This window comes from Pseudomonas sp. GOM7, from assembly GCF_026723825.1.
In the GTDB taxonomy this organism is placed as follows: domain Bacteria; phylum Pseudomonadota; class Gammaproteobacteria; order Pseudomonadales; family Pseudomonadaceae; genus Aquipseudomonas.
This window is the reverse complement of record NZ_CP113519.1, coordinates 566,358-582,959: the sequence shown is the minus strand read 5'-3', so window position 1 is coordinate 582,959 and position 16,602 is coordinate 566,358. Positions and strand designations below refer to the sequence as shown.

At 62.9% G+C, this 16,602-nt stretch carries 12 protein-coding genes; 9 read left to right on the top strand and 3 right to left on the bottom strand.

Annotated features, from left to right (window positions below):
* Nucleotides 1-174 precede the first annotated feature (174 nt).
* From OU800_RS02600 to OU800_RS02565, 8 genes are all read left to right on the top strand, one after another.
* Entirely contained in the window at nucleotides 175-1,920 is a 1,746-nt protein-coding gene (locus OU800_RS02600) for a potassium/proton antiporter (RefSeq protein ID WP_268180956.1), read from the top strand.
* Nucleotides 1,921-2,023: 103 nt separating this feature from the next.
* Nucleotides 2,024-5,371 (top strand): mechanosensitive channel MscK, encoded by a 3,348-nt coding sequence (mscK, locus tag OU800_RS02595; RefSeq protein WP_268180955.1) that lies wholly within the window; start codon nucleotides 2,024-2,026, stop codon nucleotides 5,369-5,371.
* A gap of 18 nt (nucleotides 5,372-5,389) precedes the next feature.
* Entirely contained in the window at nucleotides 5,390-6,853 is a 1,464-nt protein-coding gene (selO, locus tag OU800_RS02590) for a protein adenylyltransferase SelO (RefSeq protein ID WP_268180954.1), read from the top strand.
* Nucleotides 6,854-7,034: 181 nt separating this feature from the next.
* Nucleotides 7,035-8,825, top strand: a complete 1,791-nt coding sequence (locus tag OU800_RS02585; protein WP_268180952.1) for an SLC13 family permease — start codon at nucleotides 7,035-7,037, stop codon at nucleotides 8,823-8,825.
* A 124-nt stretch (nucleotides 8,826-8,949) separates the two neighbouring features.
* Complete coding sequence (locus OU800_RS02580; RefSeq protein WP_268180950.1) at nucleotides 8,950-10,227, top strand: bifunctional O-acetylhomoserine aminocarboxypropyltransferase/cysteine synthase; 1,278 nt, start codon at nucleotides 8,950-8,952, stop codon at nucleotides 10,225-10,227.
* Nucleotides 10,228-10,549: 322 nt separating this feature from the next.
* Nucleotides 10,550-10,984 carry a thioredoxin TrxC gene (gene trxC, locus OU800_RS02575; RefSeq protein ID WP_268180948.1) on the top strand — a complete coding sequence of 145 codons (435 nt, stop codon included), beginning with the start codon at nucleotides 10,550-10,552 and terminating at the stop codon, nucleotides 10,982-10,984.
* 173 nt (nucleotides 10,985-11,157) lie between these two features.
* Complete coding sequence (locus OU800_RS02570; RefSeq protein WP_268180946.1) at nucleotides 11,158-11,601, top strand: PaaI family thioesterase; 444 nt, start codon at nucleotides 11,158-11,160, stop codon at nucleotides 11,599-11,601.
* 122 nt (nucleotides 11,602-11,723) lie between these two features.
* Nucleotides 11,724-12,521: a universal stress protein gene (locus OU800_RS02565; RefSeq protein WP_268180944.1), complete on the top strand. Its 798-nt coding sequence runs from the start codon at nucleotides 11,724-11,726 to the stop codon at nucleotides 12,519-12,521.
* Between the two features lie 65 nt (nucleotides 12,522-12,586).
* Here OU800_RS02565 and OU800_RS02560 read toward each other — a convergent pair whose 3' ends face one another.
* On the bottom strand, nucleotides 12,587-13,357 hold the full coding sequence (locus OU800_RS02560) for a ParA family protein (protein WP_268180942.1): 771 nt from the start codon (nucleotides 13,355-13,357) through the stop codon (nucleotides 12,587-12,589).
* A 163-nt stretch (nucleotides 13,358-13,520) separates the two neighbouring features.
* Here OU800_RS02560 and OU800_RS02555 point away from each other — a divergent pair, with 163 nt between their 5' ends.
* Nucleotides 13,521-13,952, top strand: coding sequence for a hypothetical protein (locus OU800_RS02555; protein ID WP_268180940.1), 432 nt, complete (start codon nucleotides 13,521-13,523; stop codon nucleotides 13,950-13,952).
* A 34-nt stretch (nucleotides 13,953-13,986) separates the two neighbouring features.
* On the opposite strand, the gene hemE is transcribed toward OU800_RS02555, so the two are convergent.
* Together hemE and OU800_RS02545 are read right to left on the bottom strand one after the other, a co-directional pair.
* A complete protein-coding gene (gene hemE, locus OU800_RS02550) occupies nucleotides 13,987-15,051 on the bottom strand; it encodes a uroporphyrinogen decarboxylase (RefSeq protein ID WP_268180938.1) in 1,065 nt (354 codons plus the stop codon).
* 119 nt (nucleotides 15,052-15,170) lie between these two features.
* Nucleotides 15,171-16,589: an FAD-dependent oxidoreductase gene (locus OU800_RS02545; protein WP_268180936.1), complete on the bottom strand. Its 1,419-nt coding sequence runs from the start codon at nucleotides 16,587-16,589 to the stop codon at nucleotides 15,171-15,173.
* Nucleotides 16,590-16,602: the final 13 nt, after the last annotated feature.

The window sequence follows — 16,602 nt, the reverse complement described above, 5'->3', positions numbered from 1 at the left end:
TGCAAGCTTCAAGCGGCAAGAGAAAGCAGCAAGGCGCCTCAGCCCAAGCTTGCGGCTTGAAGCTCGAAAAATGTAATACCTTTTTTGACAGTGATACGAAGGCTACGGTTAGAATCCCCTGGCACGCACCATGCATGATGGTGCCTTTCCTTAATCGGACCAGGGAGTAAGCCGTTGGACGCAAGCGCCATCAACAATCTGTTCTTGATCGGCGCCTCACTGGTAGCGGCCAGCATTCTGGTCAGCGCCTTCGGTACGCGTTTCGGCATCCCCATTCTGGTGATCTTCCTCGGTGTCGGCATGATTGCCGGCGTCGACGGCCCCGTCGGCATCGTCTTCGACAATTATCCTCTGGCCTACCTGGTGGGCAACCTGGCACTGGCGGTGATCCTGCTCGATGGCGGCATGCGCACCCGAGTCTCGACCTTCCGCGTGGCCTTGTGGCCGTCGCTGTCCCTGGCCACGGTCGGGGTAATGATCACCGCCGGGCTCACCGGCCTGGCCGCGGCCTGGCTGTTCGATCTGAGCCTGCTGGAAGGCCTGCTGATCGGTGCCATCGTCGGCTCCACCGACGCCGCGGCGGTGTTCTCCCTGCTTGGCGGGCGCGGGCTCAACGAACGGGTCAGTTCCACCCTGGAGATCGAGTCCGGTAGCAACGACCCGATGGCTGTGTTCCTCACCGTCACCCTGATCGCCATGCTCGCCAGCGGCCAGACCGGCTTTAGCTGGGATCTGCCAATCCAGCTAGTGCAGCAGTTCGGCCTCGGCATGATCCTCGGCCTCGGCGGCGGCTGGCTGCTGCTCAAGCTGGTCAACCGCATGGAGCTGGCCAGCGGGCTGTATTCCCTGCTGGTGGTCAGCGGCGGCCTGATCATCTTCGCCATCACCACTGCCGTGGGCGGCAGTGGCATCCTCGCCATCTACCTGTGCGGTCTGCTGCTGGGCAACCGGCCGATCCGCTCGCGCCACGGCATCCTGCATATGCTCGATGGCCTCACCTGGCTGGCGCAGATCGGCATGTTCCTGGTGCTCGGTCTGCTGGTCACGCCGCACGAGCTGCTGCCCGTTGCTCTGCCGGCCCTGGCCCTAGCGCTGTGGATGATTCTGTTCGCGCGGCCACTGTCGATCTTCCTCGGTCTGCTGCCGTTCCGCGCCTTCCATGACCGTGAGCGCATATTCATCGCCTGGGTCGGCCTGCGCGGCGCGGTGCCCATCATCCTCGCCGTGTTCCCGCTGATGGCCGGCCTGCCCAATGCGCAGTTGTTCTTCAACGTGGCCTTCTTCATCGTGATCATCTCCCTGCTGGTGCAAGGCACCAGCCTGCCGTTGGCCGCCAAGCTGATGCGCGTCACCGTACCGCCGGAGCCAGCACCGATCTCACGAGCCGGGCTGGAGGTGCACCCCACCAGCCAGTGGGAGTTGTTCGTCTACCGCCTGGGAGCGGAGAAATGGTGCATCGGCGCCGCCCTGCGCGAACTGAACATGCCCGATGGCACCCGTATAGCCGCTCTGTTCCGTGGCCGTGAACTGCTGCACCCCTCCGGCAGTACCCGCCTGGAGGCCGGCGACCTGCTCTGCGTGATCGGCCACGAACATGACCTGCCGGCACTCGGCAAGCTGTTCAGCCAGGCGCCCAAGCGCGGCCAGGATCTGCGCTTCTTCGGTGACTTCGTGCTGGAAGGCGACGCCGAACTGAACGCCATCGTCGCGCTCTATGGGCTCAAGCTCGGGGATGTCGAGGGCAACCAGGCGCTGGGGCGTTTCATCGCCCACAAGATCGGCGGCGAGCCGGTGGTCGGCGACCAGGTGGAGTGGCAAGGCTTGACCTGGACGGTGGCGGCCATGGAAGGGAACAAGGTACGCAAGGTCGGCGTCAGATTCCCCGAAGGCAGTCGCCCCGGTCCCGGCCTGTTTCTCTGAGACTTTGCTAGGATCGTGCACCTGACGCCGATCATTCATGATCGGCGTCGTCACCTCTGCTGCATACTGAGCACATCCACATTTCCTCGGTCACCGGATCATCATGCCCAAGCTGCGCCTTTCTCTAGCAGTCACCCTCTTTCTTCTGTGTTTCGGTCTGAGCGCTGCGCAGGCCGATGAGCCGCCCAAGGAAGCAGATGTCCAGCAGAGCCTGGACAGCCTGGCCGACCGCAAGCTGCCCGAGGCCGATCAACTGGCCCTCAAGCAGACTCTGGAGCAGACGCTGCAAATGCTTCAGGACCGCGACAACGCCGAACAGCGCCTGGACGACCTGCGTCAGCAGATCGACAAGGCCCCGCGGCAGATCAACGAAGCGCAGCGTGAGCTGAACCGGCTCAAAGCCAGCCCCGAGGTGCCGGTGGCGCAACGCTATGGGCGCCTGTCTCTGGATCAGCTCGATCAGCTCCTGAGCGAACGCTCCAACCAGATCAGTGACTGGAACAAGGCGATCATCGACGCCAACAGCCTGATCATCAGCGCGCAGAACCGCCCCGAACGCGCCCAGACCGAGATCAGCCAGAATCAGACACGCAGCCAGGACATCAACAACAGCCTCAAGAGCGGCCGTGTGGATGGCAAGCCACTGAGCCAGGAGCGCCGCGACCAGCTCAATGCCGAATTGGCCATGCTCACGGTGCAAACCCAGCTACGCCGCCAGGAACTGGCTAGCAACAGCCTATTGCAGGATCTCGGCAGCGCGCAGCGCGCCCTGCTCGACGAGCGTATCCGCCGCGCCGAGCAGGAACGCCAGGATCTGCAGGGCCTGATCAACGAGCGCCGTCGTGAAGATTCCGAGCAAACCGTCGCCGAACAGTCGCGCGAGGCCGCGCGCACCAGCTCGGACAAGCTGCTGGCCAAGGAAAGCTCGCTCAACCTCAAGCTTTCCGACTACCTGCTGCGCTCCACCGAACGCCTCAACAGCCGCACGGAAGAGAACCTCAGAGCACGCCAGCAACTGGACAATCTGAATCAAGCCAACCAGGCCCTGGACGAGCAGATTCGCGTGCTGCAAGGCAGCCTGCTGCTGTCGAAGATTCTCTATCAGCAGAAGCAGGCGCTGCCACAACTCAAACACGAGGATGGCTCGCTGGCCGACGACATTGCCGATATCCGCCTGTACCAGTTCGACCTCAACAAGCAGCGCGACGAGATCAGCGACCCCAACGCCTACGTGGACACGCTGCTGGCTGACCAACCCAGCGAGGAAATCACCCCGGCACTGCGCAAGGCGCTGCTCGATCAGTTGGCCACCCGCCGCGAGTTGCTGGAAAAGCTGAGTCGCTCGCTCAACGCCCTGCTCAACGAATCGATCACCCTGCAGATCAACCAGAAGGAACTGCAGAGCACCGCCAGCAGCCTGCGCGCCACCATCGACGAGCAGATGTTCTGGATTCCCAGCAACAAGCCTCTCGATCTGGAGTGGCTCAAACTGGTGCCCTACCAGCTAGAGCGGCAGCTCGCGGAAATCCCCTGGGCCATAGCCATCAGCGAGCTGGGGGCCGGCCTGATCGAGCGCCCGCTGGTGTTCCTGCCGCTGATCCTGCTCTGCGCCGTGATTCTCTGGCGCCGCCAGTACCTGTTCGGCAAGCTCGGCGAACTGCATGCCGATATAGGCCACTACAAGCACGACAGCCAGTTGCACACCCCGCTGGCCTTGGGGCTCAACCTGATCCTGGCGCTGCCGGTCGCGCTGCTGCTGGCGCTGTGCGGCTATGCCCTGCTGCACGATGCGCGTGGGCAGAACCTCTACCTGGGCGGCGCGTTGTACGAGATGGCCGAGGCCTGGCTGGTCTTCTACACCCTGCACCGCATCCTGGCCCCCGATGGCGTGGCCGTCCTGCATTTCCATTGGCCACCTGCCAACGTCGCGTTCTTCCGCCAGCACATGCGCCGCCTGGGCCTGGTGGTGATGGCGCTGGTCGCGGTGGTGAGCATCGCCGAGCACCAACCCGAGAGCCTGGCCAGCGACGTGATCGGCATTGCCGTGGTGATCACCTGCTATGCCCTGATGGCCTGGATGCTGTTCAACCTGCTGTTCAATGCGCCCTTGCGTGAGAACGCCTCGGGGCTGCGCACCACGCTCGGCGTGCTGTTCAACCTGCTGCCGCTGGCATTGATAGGCGCGGTCGCCTTCGGTTATTACTACACCGCGCTCAAGCTCACCGACCGCCTGATCGACACGCTTTACCTGCTGATCATCCTGCTCATCGTCGAGGCGGCGCTGGTGCGCGGCCTGAGCGTCGCCGCCAAACGCCTGGCCTATCAGCGCGCCCTGGCCAAGCGCCAGGCACAGAGCAAGGAAGGTGTCGATGGCGAAGCCACCCTGGAAGAACCCACGCTGGACATCGAACAGGTCAACCAGCAGTCCCTGCGCCTGATTCGCCTGGCCCTGCTCGGCGGCTTCCTGGTCTGCCTGTACTGGGTCTGGGCCGATCTGATCGGCGTGTTCACTTACCTGGAAACCGTCAACCTCTACGAATACAGCAGCGGCACCGGCAATGCCGCGACACTGGTGCCCATCAGCCTGCTGGATGTGCTCGGCGCCTTGCTCATCATCGCCATCACCGTGGCCCTGGCGCGCAACCTGCCCGGCCTGCTGGAAGTGCTGGTGCTGTCACGCATGAACCTGGCGCAAGGCAGTGCCTATGCCACCACCACGCTGCTGTCCTACGCCCTGGTGGGCATCGGCATCGTCACCACCCTGTCCACCCTCGGGGTGAGCTGGGACAAACTGCAATGGCTGGTGGCGGCGTTGTCGGTGGGGCTGGGTTTCGGCCTGCAGGAAATCTTCGCCAACTTCATCTCCGGTCTGATCATTCTCTTCGAGCGCCCGGTGCGCATCGGTGACGTGGTGACCATCGGCAATCTGTCCGGCACCGTGAGCAAGATCCGCATCCGCGCCACGACCATCACCGATTTCGACCACAAGGAAATCATCGTCCCGAACAAGACCTTCATCACCGGCCAGTTGATCAATTGGTCGTTGAGTGACACGGTGACTCGCGTCACCCTCAAGGTCGGCGTCGGTTACGGTTCGGATCTCGACCTGGTGCGCAAGCTGCTGCTGCAGGCCGCGCAGGAAAATCCCCGCGTGCTCAAAGAACCGGCACCGCTGGTGTATTTCCTCAATTTCGGTGAGAGCACGCTGGACCACGAGCTGCGTATCCATGTCCGCGATCTCGGCGACCGCAACCCGGCCACCGACGAGATCAACCGTTTCATCGACCGCGAGTTCCCGAAGAACGGTATCAACATCGCCTTCCGCCAGGTCGAGGTGTACGTGAAGAATCTGGAACATGGCGAACAGAAACTCGATCAGAAAGAGATCGCGAAAATCGCTGCGGCTAGCGCAACGGACATCCAAACACCGCCACCGCCGACCACGCCCTGAGCGTCCGAGGAGTCCATGGTGAAACGCCTCGATGAGCTGACCTTCGACAACCGCTTCGCCCGCCTCGGTGATGCCTTCTCCACCGAGGTACTGCCCGAGCCCATCGAGCAGCCGAGGCTGGTGGTCGCCAGCGAAGCAGCCATGGCCCTGCTCGACCTCGATCCTGCCGAGGCGCAGCGCCCCGAGTTCGCCGAACTGTTCGCCGGGCACAAACTCTGGGAGGAGGCCGAGCCACGCGCCATGGTCTACTCCGGCCACCAGTTCGGCGGCTACACGCCACGCCTCGGTGACGGCCGCGGCCTGCTGCTGGGCGAGGTACTGAACGAGGCCGGCGAGCACTGGGACCTGCACCTCAAGGGCGCCGGCATGACGCCCTACTCGCGCATGGGCGACGGTCGCGCGGTGCTACGCTCGTCGATCCGCGAATTTCTCGCCAGCGAACACCTGCATGCCCTCGGCATACCCAGTTCACGGGCACTGTGCGTCACCGCCTCCGACACCCCGGTCTGGCGCGAGAAGAAGGAAAGCGCGGCGATGGTGCTGCGCCTGGCGCAGAGCCACGTGCGCTTCGGCCACTTTGAATATTTCTACTACACGCGCCAGCACGAGCACCTGAAAACCCTCGGCGAGCACGTCATGGCCTGTCACTTCCCACATTGCCTGGAGCAGGACGAGCCCTGGGTGGCGCTGCTGGGCGAAGTGATCGAACGCACAGCCGCGATGATCGCCCACTGGCAGGCCTACGGCTTCTGCCATGGGGTGATGAACACCGACAACATGTCCATCCTCGGCATCACCTTCGACTACGGCCCCTACGCCTTTCTCGACGACTTCGACGCCAACCATATCTGCAACCACTCCGATGACACCGGCCGCTACAGCTTCAGCAATCAGGTGCCCATTGCCCATTGGAACCTCGCCGCCCTGGCCCAGGCGCTAACGCCCTTCGCCACCGTCGACAGCCTGCGCGAGGCGCTGGATCTGTTCCTGCCGCTGTACCAGGCGCATTACCTCGACCTGATGCGTAAACGCCTGGGCTTCACCAGCACCGAGGACGACGACGAAGCACTGATCCAGCGCCTGCTGCAACTGATGCAGGCGGGCAAATCCACCGACTACACGCTGTTCTTCCGCCGCCTCGGCGAGCAGGCGCCCGCCGAAGCCTTGCAGGTGGTGCGCGACGATTTCGTCGATCTCGCCGGCTTCGATGCCTGGGGCCAGGACTATCTGGCGCGCTGCCAACGCGAAGGTGGCGAGCAGGCCGACCGCCAGGTGCGCATGCACGCGGTCAACCCCAAGTACATCCTGCGCAACTACCTGGCGCAACAGGCCATCGAAGCGGCCGAGGCCGGCGATCATGGCCCATTGCGCGAACTGCACGCGGTATTGTCCCGCCCGTTCGACGAGCAGCCGGGCAAGGAGCGCTACGCCGAGCGCCCGCCGGAATGGGGCAAGCACCTGGAGATCAGTTGTTCGTCGTAAGTCAGCCGTGGACGGAGGGGCCTCAAGCATCCGGCCACCCCTTATCTGTTAAACCGAAAAGGCATATCAATCTGCCCAAACATTCTTAGACTATCTATAAGAAGCCCTCTATCTTGGCGCCCAGCCAGGCCGCCCCGGTGCGCGCCGATACCTCATACGAGATTCGCTGCCAAGGATTTTCATGCCCTGGGACTCCCTCCCCCTCTTTTTCGTCGGCGCCCTGCTGATCTGGGTGCTCTATGCCTTCGTCCGCGAAAAGTGGAGCCCGGACATCGTCGCGGCCATCGCCGTGGCCGCCTTGCTGGTCAGCCAGTTGCTGACCCCGGGCGAAGTGCTCAGCGTGCTGTCCAACTCGGCGCCGGTGACCATTGCCTGCATGTTCGTGCTCTCCGCCGCACTGGAGCGCACCGGCTGCATCGACGCCCTCGGCAACTGGTTGGGAGATCTGGTCGGCACCAGCCCGATTCGCGTACTCACCGGTCTCACCGTCACTGCGCTGGTGGTGTCCGCCTGCCTGAACAACACGCCGGTGGTGGCCATCCTCACCCCGGTGGCCATCGCCCTGGCGCGCCGCGCCGGCACCCTGCCCTCCAAGCTGCTGATTCCGCTGTCCTATGCCACCATCCTCGGCGGCACCCTGACCATGATCGGCACCTCGACCAACATTCTCGTCGACGGCGTCGCGCGCAAGGCAGGCATGGCGCCGTTCGGCATCTTCGAGATCACCGGGGTGGGCCTGGTCATGGCGGCCTTCGGCATGCTCTACCTGCTGACCATCGGTCATCGCCTGCTGCCCGAGCGGGAAACCCTGTCGCGCCAGCTACGCCCCGACCTGTCGCGCACCTTCATGACCGAGCTGCTGGTACCGCATGACTCGCCGATGATCGGCAAGACCCTGCACGAGGCCAATCTCAACGGTGGCAGCGGCCTGCAGGTACTCAAGCTGTTTCGCGACGAACAGGAGCTGACCGAGCCCGGCGCCGATACCCTGCTGGCCAGTGGCGACCGCCTGATGCTGCACGGCCAGGTCAAGGACGTGGTGGAGTTGCGCGAGAGCGGCCACCTGAGCTTCAACCGCGGCAATGCCTTCGAGACCCTCAGCAGCCATGACGTGATCCTTGCCGAAGCCATCGTCGGGCGTAACTCGCGCTACAGCCACCGCCCAATGCGCGACCTCGACCTCACCGCACGTTACGGCATAGCCGTGCTGGCCATTCACCGCCAGGACGAGAACGTGCAGGGCAATCTCGACAACTTCCAGTTGCAGTTCGGTGACGTGATGCTGGTGGAGGGCACCCCAGCGCAGATCAAGCGCTTCGCCGACAACGGCGAGCTGATCAGCCTCAACGCCGTGCAGGAGCGCGCCTTTCGCCGTGATAAGGCGCCCATCGCCATCCTCGCCACTCTGGCGGTGATGCTGCTGGCCGCCTTCGGCGTCATGCCCATCGAAGGCCTGGCGATCATCGGCGCGGTGACCGTACTGGCCACCCGCTGCCTGGACGTAGAGGATGCCTACAAGGCGGTGGACTGGAAGATCCTCAGCCTGATCTTCGGCATGCTGGCCATCAGCATCGCCATGGACAAGGTGGGCCTGGTCAGGTTGATGGTGGAGAATGTCATGGGCTGGCTGCCCTGGGCCGGACCGCTGCTGATGCTGAGTTTCATCTACCTGTTCACATCGATCCTCACCGAGGTGCTGTCGAACAATGCCGTGGCCGTATTGGTGACGCCTATCGCCATCGGCATGGCTCAGCACCTGGGCATCGACCCGCGCGCCTTCGTGGTGGCCGTGATGTTCGCCGCCAGCGCCAGCTTCGCCACCCCCATCGGCTATCAGACCAACACCTTCGTTTACAACGCCGGCGGTTATCGCTTCACCGATTTCATGAAGGTGGGCATCCCTTTGAACCTGCTGCTGTGGGGCGTGGCCACGCTGGTCATTCCCTGGTTCTTCCCGCTGACTCCGGTGTGACGGCATAAGCTGCGAACGCAATGTTCTAATCCGGGAAGCGTTTTCGCCGCCTCCGTGCATTGACCGGGCCCCGGGCCTTATCCATGCTGCGAATCTTTCAATCTGCCCTTGAAGGAACATGCGCATGAAACTGGAAACCCTGGCCATTCACGCTGGCTACGACCCGGATCCCACCACCAAGGCGGTGGCGGTGCCGATCTACCAGACCAGCTCCTTCGCCTTCGACGACACCCAGCATGGTGCCGACCTGTTCGACCTGAAGGTGGCCGGCAACATCTACTCGCGCATCATGAACCCCACCAACGCCGTGCTGGAAGAGCGCGTGGCGGCGCTGGAAGGCGGCGTCGGAGCGCTGGCCGTGGCCTCCGGCATGGCCGCCATCACCTATGCCATCCAGACCCTGGCCGAGGCCGGCGACAACATCGTCTCGGTGGCCAAACTCTACGGCGGCACCTACAACCTGCTGGCCCATACCCTGCCGCGCTTCGGCATCCAGACCCGCTTCGCCGCGCACGATGACATCACCGCGCTGGAAGCGCTGATCGACGAGCGCACCAAGGCGGTGTTCTGCGAATCCATCGGCAACCCAGCCGGCAACATCGTCGACCTCCAGGCACTGGCCGACGCCGCTCACCGCCATGGCGTGCCGCTGATCGTCGACAATACCGTGGCCACGCCAATTCTCTGCCGCCCCTTCGAGCATGGCGCGGATATCGTCGTGCACTCGCTGACCAAGTACATCGGTGGTCACGGCACCAGCATCGGTGGCATCGTGGTCGACTCTGGCAAATTCCCCTGGGCCGATAACAAGGCGCGCTTCCCGCTGCTCAACACGCCCGATCCGTCCTACCACGGCGTCACCTACACCGAAGCCTTCGGCCCGGCCGCCTTTATCGGCCGCTGCCGCGTAGTGCCACTGCGCAACACCGGCGCAGCACTGTCGCCCTTCAACGCCTTCCTTATCCTGCAAGGCTTGGAAACCCTGGCCCTGCGCATGGAGCGCCACACCGACAACGCGCTGAAAGTGGCGCAGTACCTGCAGAAGCATCCGCAGGTGGCCTGGGTGAAGTACGCCGGTCTGGCCGACCATCCCGAGCATGAACTGGCCCAACGCTATTTCGGCGGTAAGCCGGCGGCGATCCTGTCCTTCGGCATTCAAGGCGGACAGGAGGCCGGAGCGCGCTTCATCGATGCGCTGCAACTGGTGGTGCGCCTGGTCAACATCGGCGACGCCAAGTCGCTGGCCTGCCACCCCGCGTCCACCACCCACCGCCAGCTCAGCGCCGAGGAACTGCAGAAGGCCGGCGTACCGCGAGACATGGTGCGCCTGTCCATCGGCATCGAGCATATCGACGATATCCTAGCTGACCTGACCCAGGCGCTCGAAGCGGCGCGCGTCTGAGCGCTTGAAAAGCCGATGCTTCGGCTCCAGATAGCGGTCATAACCACTGGAGGGCACTTCTAAAAACGTAGGCGAGGCAGATGGCGGCCCCGCAAAAACAGGCGAGGAACGCTCGGAGTCGCGGTCGACTGTACTTTTGTACATGAGCATGACTCGCTCCGCTCGCCCCTTCGGAGCCGCACTGAAGTGCGTTGGCCGCAAGCGGCCTCCGAGTCTGTTTTTAACGCAGTGATGGCAACGTACGACTGCATGGATGCAGGAGGTAGAGCGACGCAGGAAGCCAAAGCCGAGGTAGTTTTTAGAGGTGCCCTGGAGCCGAATCATGAGCGATCCCCTGCTAATCCCCTGCCCGCACTGCAATGGGCTCAACCGCATTCCCGCCGAACGCCTGGGCGATGCCCCGCGCTGCGGGCGTTGCAAAAGCGAGGTGCTACCCGGCGCCCCCATCCCCCTGACGCAAGGCAACTTCGCCAGCCAGCTCAAGGGCGACCTGCCCTTGCTGGTGGATGTCTGGGCCAGTTGGTGCGGCCCCTGCAAAGCCTTCGCGCCGACCTTCCAGCAGGCCGCCGCACAGCTACAGGGACGCTGCCGCCTGGGCAAACTCGATAGCGAAGCCAACCCCAATCTGGCCGGGCAACTGGGTATCCGCTCCATCCCCAGCCTGATCCTGTTCAAGGGTGGCGTCGAGGTCGCTCGCCAGAGCGGTGCCATGCCACTGCCACAACTGCAGGCCTGGTTGCGCCAGCAGGGTATCTAGGGTCTGTAGCCCGGATGCAATCCGGGAAATTGCGTGCCGGTTATCCCCGGATTGCATCCGGGCTACGTGCCAGGGCTCTTGAGCGCTTCGGTCAGTCACCGTGGGCGTTCGGGGCACTTGCGTAAGCTCAGCATCCTTATAGGCTGGCAGGGTCGACATTCGAGAATCCGCTCATGCCGCTGCCCATGGAAATCGCTCGCCAACTCACCGAGCAACAGATCGCCTTCGTCAAACGCAGCGGCCTCAAGGCCGAGGTGCTGGAGCCCGGTTTCGTGCGCCTGTGCATGCCGCTACAAGGCAACCAGAACCATATCGGCAGCATGTACGCCGGCGCGCTGTTCACCCTCGCGGAAATTCCCGGCGGCGCGCTGTTCCTCACCAGCTTCGACGCCAAGCGCTTTTACCCCGTGATCAAGGAAATGAACCTGCGCTTTCGTCGCCCGGCCATGGGCGACATCCGCGTCGAAGCACGCCTGTCGCCTGACGACGTCGTGCGACTGCAGGAGCAAGCTTGCCTGCACGGCAAGGCGGACTACCTACTGGAGCTGCAACTGACCGACGGCAACGCGGAAGTGGTCGCGGAAAGTCGCGGCCAGTACCAATTGCGCTTACGCTGAGGGCAGCCGCTGCCTGCATTCGCAATCGGTAACAGTCCCTGACCTTGCTATAAATCAAAAGAGCGGCTATCTGAACAGACACAATAAAATTGCCGACGGGTATCGGCAGGAGAGCCGTCATCATGTTTCACCACATTCTCATCGCCCATGACTTGCGCGACACCGCTGACATGGCCTTGTGCCGCGCCAGCCAACTCGCCAAGCAGCACGATGCGCGCCTCACGATCCTGCACGTGCTCGACCCGAGCCAGAACAGCGAACAGCACGAGAAAGCCCGCCTGGCATTGGATCGCAGCCTGACCCAATACGCACCGCCCGGTACCGAGCTGCGCATGCTCAGCGGCAAACCTTCGGAGGTGGTGCTGCAGCAAGTGCAGGAGACAGGTTGTGATCTGCTGGTGCTCGGCAGCCATCAACAGCGCCATGATTTTTTCTCCGGCACCAGCCTGGATCGTATCGCGCGGCGTTGCAGCGTGCCGCTGCTACTGGTGGCCCGCAACGACTCAGCCCCCTACCAACGCGCCGTGGCTGCCCTGGATTTTTCTCTGTGCGCCTGCAGCGCTCTGGGTCAGGCTTACCGGCTGCTGCCCGGCAGCGCCGAGCTGCATGCCCTGCATGTATTCGAGCCGGACAAGGGCACGCCCAAGCAGATCGCCGAGCAGCTCGAAACCCAGCGGGCGCTGATCAGCCAGTTGCTGCACGACGAAGCGCTGATGCTGCCCCCGGGCGGCCCAACGCTGAGCCATGAAGTGCTGCAAGGTGGCATCCTGCGCAGCCTGCAGGAACAGATCAAAACTCGCCGTAGCGAATTGCTGGTGCTCGGCAGTCACGGTCGTAGCGCCTTTTCCCAGGCCTTGCTGGGCAGCCTGGCGCAACACTTCCTGCACAAGGCGCCGTGCGACGTGTTCGTGGTGCGCTGAACGTCTGAAATGCAAACGCCGTGGTACGCCTGAGGCAGCCACGGCGTTTTTGCAGGCTCAGCTGTTCAAACGGCGTTGAGCAGATCGTGCAGCTCGACGAACTGCTGGGTCAGCTTGTGCCGTGCATCCAGATGGATCAGCGGCGTGCACGCCTGGTGCGATTCGCGCATCCTCACCGAGCTCATCAGGTTCACCGGCAGCACCGGCAGCCCTTCTGCGATCAGCTCGTCGAGCAGTTGCTGAGGCAGCACGGCACGCGGCTGAAACTGGTTGACCACGATGCCTTCCACTTCCAGCTTCTCGTTGTGGTCTTCCTTGAGCTCTTCGAGCTCGGCCAGCAGCCCGTACAGGGCATTGCGCGAAAAGCTGTCGCAGTCGAAGGGAATCAGCACGCGGTCAGCCGCGATCAGCGCCGATACGGTGTAGAAATTCAGAGCCGGCGGCGTGTCCAGATAGATGTGGTCGTAGTCTTCGCTCAACTCGTCGAGCAGTTTGCGCAGCTTGTTGATCTTGTGCTTCTGTTCCAGCTTGGGCTGCAGCTCTGCCAGTTCGGCCGTGGCCGTGATCACGTGCAGGTTGTCGAAGGGCGTCTCGTAGATATCCACCTTGCCCTTCTTGGCGAAGGGGCCGGATGACAGCGTCTGCTTGAAGAAGTCGGCGATGCCCACCGGAATCTCGTCGCCGGTCAAACCAGTGAGGTAATGGGTCGAGTTGGCCTGGGCGTCCAGGTCGACCAGCAAGGTGCGATAGCCCTGCGCCGCACTCACCGCCGCGAGATTGCAGGCGATGCTGGACTTGCCCACGCCACCCTTCTGGTTGAATACCACACGTCGCATCACGAACCTCCCCCGATATTGGTTTTCCAAACTCTATGCAAAGGCCATGACAATCAAAGCTTTCAAAAAGTCATGCCAAGCAATAGCTCAAAGCCATCATGCATGCTAGTTTGCGCCCGCGCCAAATGGCGCATCAGGACAACACGCAAAACAAGGAAATGCAATGCAGTACCTACGCACACTCCTGCTCGGTAGCCTTCTGGTCATTACCACTGGCTGCGCCAGCGGGCTCAACTCCGTACAGAAAGCTGAACTCGATGCCTATGAGGCCCGTGGTCTGGCCATTCAGGAAAAAAGCCCTGGTGCTGGCGCAGCACTGGGGCTCTTGCCTGGCGGCGGTTCCTTCTACGGACGTGAATACGGATTTGGAGTAGCCAATCTGCTGCTCTGGCCTTTGTCTATCCTATGGGACCCTATCAGCGGCTACGATGCAGCACGCGCCATCAACTACAACGTAACCAAGGCGCATGTTGCCAAGCTTCATGAACGCGACATGCAAGAGCTGGATGATCAGCTAGGCAGTGGTCAACTCGATATCGCTCAATACACGCTGGAAAAGCGCAAGGTCGATACCAAGTACCGAGCAGGCTTCTAACAAAAAGCCCGGCAGTGCCGGGCTTTTTGTTGCGTCAGTGATACTGTGCCGAAAGCTCATGCACCGCCTCGAAGAAAGCCCCTGCGTTGGCCGGGTCGACCTCCGGGGTGATGCCGTGGCCCAGATTGAACACATGGCCGCTGCCGGCACCGTAGGCCGCCAGGATACGCGCCACCTCAGCACGAATCGCTTCCGGCTTGGCGTAGAGCACCGCCGGATCCATGTTGCCCTGCAGGGCGACCTTGTCACCGACACGGGTGCGAGCGCTGCCGATGTCGCAGGTCCAGTCCAGGCCCAACGCTTCTGCGCCACTATCGGCCAGGGATTCCAGCCACAGACCGCCGCCCTTGGTGAACAGGATCACCGGAACGCGACGCCCGTCATGCTCGCGAATCAGGCCGTCGACGATCTGCTTCATGTAGCGCAGGGAGAACTCTTGGTAGGCCGCCGCCGACAGCGCGCCACCCCAGGAATCGAAGATCTGTACCGCCTGCGCCCCGGCCAGGATCTGCCCGTTCAGATACGCCGTGACCGACTGCGCCAGCTTGTCGAGCAGCGCGTGCAAGGCCTGGGGATTGTCGTAGAGCATCGCCTTGGTCTTGCGGAAGTCTTTCGACGAGCCGCCTTCGACCATGTAGGTGGCCAGTGTCCAGGGGCTGCCGGAGAAACCGATCAGCGGCACACGACCATTGAGCTCGCGGCGGATGGTGCGCACGGCGTCCATCACGTAGCCCAGATCCTTCTCGGCATCCGTCACCGGTAGCGCCTCGATATCGGCCAGGCTGCTGATCACCTTCTTGAAGCGCGGGCCCTCACCCGTCTCGAAGTACAGGCCCTGACCCATGGCATCGGGGATGGTGAGGATGTCGGAGAAGAGGATCGCGGCATCCAGTTGCGGGTAGCGATCCAGCGGCTGGATGGTGACCTCGCAGGCAAGCGCGGGATTCTTCATCAGGCTCACGAAGTCGCCGGCCTTGGCCCGGGTCCCGCGGTATTCCGGCAGATATCGGCCAGCCTGGCGCATCATCCAGACAGGCGTGACATCCACGGGTTGCTTGAGCAGGGCACGAAGGAAACGGTCGTTCTTCAGGGCGGTCATGGCAGCATCCAGCGAAAAAAGTGCGGGCATTTTCGCAGAGCACAAAACAAAAGGCACGGCGAGTGCCATGCCTTTTGTCCATCGCGACGATTTGTCTCGCCTTTACTTGCCCTGCGTCATCAAACGCCCAGGTAGTCGAGGATGCCTTCGGCGGCGTTCCTGCCCTCGAAGATCGCCGTCACCACCAGGTCGGAACCACGCACCATGTCGCCACCGGCGAAAATCTTCGGGTTGCTAGTCTGGTGCTTGAAGGTGTTTTTCTCCGGCGCCACGACGCGACCCTGGCTGTCGGTCTGGATCTCGAACTGCTCGAACCAGGGCGCCGGGCTCGGACGGAAACCGAAGGCGATCAGCACAGCTTCCGCCGGAATGACTTCCTCGGAGCCCGGAATCGGCTCGGGGCTGCGGCGGCCACGGGCATCCGGCTCGCCGAGACGGGTCTCGACCACCTTGATGCCTTCCACCTTGCCGTCGCCGACGATGGCGATGGGCTGGCGGTTGAAGAGGAACTTCACGCCCTCTTCCTTGGCGTTCTTCACTTCCTTGCGCGAGCCGGGCATGTTCTCTTCGTCACGGCGGTAGGCACAGGTCACGGCCTTGGCGCCCTGACGGATCGAGGTGCGGTTACAGTCCATCGCGGTGTCGCCACCGCCCAGCACCACGACGCGCTTGCCCTTCATGTCGATGAAGTCTTCCGGCGACTTCTCGAAACCCAGGTTGCGATTGACGTTGGCGATGAGGAAGTCCAGCGCGTCGTAGACGCCCGGCAGATCCTCGCCCGGGAAGCCACCCTTCATGTAGGTGTAGGTGCCCATGCCCATGAACACGGCATCGTACTCATCCAGCAGTTGCTGCATGGTCACGTCCTTGCCGATCTCGGTGTTCAGGCGGAACTCGATACCCATGCCGGTGAAGACTTCACGGCGGCGGCTGAGCACGGTCTTCTCCAGCTTGAACTCGGGGATGCCGAAGGTCAGCAGGCCACCGATTTCCGGGTTCTTGTCGAACACCACGGGGGTCACGCCGTTGCGCACCAGCACGTCGGCGCAGCCCAGGCCGGCCGGGCCGGCACCGATTACCGCAACGCGCTTGCCGGTCGGTTTGACCTTGGACATGTCCGGGCGCCAGCCCATGGCGAAGGCGGTGTCGGTGATGTACTTCTCCACCGAGCCGATGGTCACCGCGCCGAAGCCGTCATTGAGGGTGCACGCACCTTCGCAGAGGCGATCCTGCGGGCACACGCGGCCGCAGACTTCCGGCAGGGTGTTGGTCTGGTGCGAGAGTTCGGCGGCGGCCAGGATGTTGCCTTCCGACACCAGCTTGAGCCAGTTCGGAATGAAGTTGTGCACCGGGCACTTCCACTCGCAGTAGGGGTTGCCGCAGCCCAGGCAGCGATGCGCCTGGTCTGCAGCTTGCGCCGGCTTGAAGTTGTCGTAGATCTCGACGAATTCCTTCTTGCGCTGACGCAGCAGTTTCTTCTTCGGGTCTTTGCGCCCGACTTCGATGAACTGGAAGTCGTTATTCAGACGTTCAGTCATTGCATTACCTCAT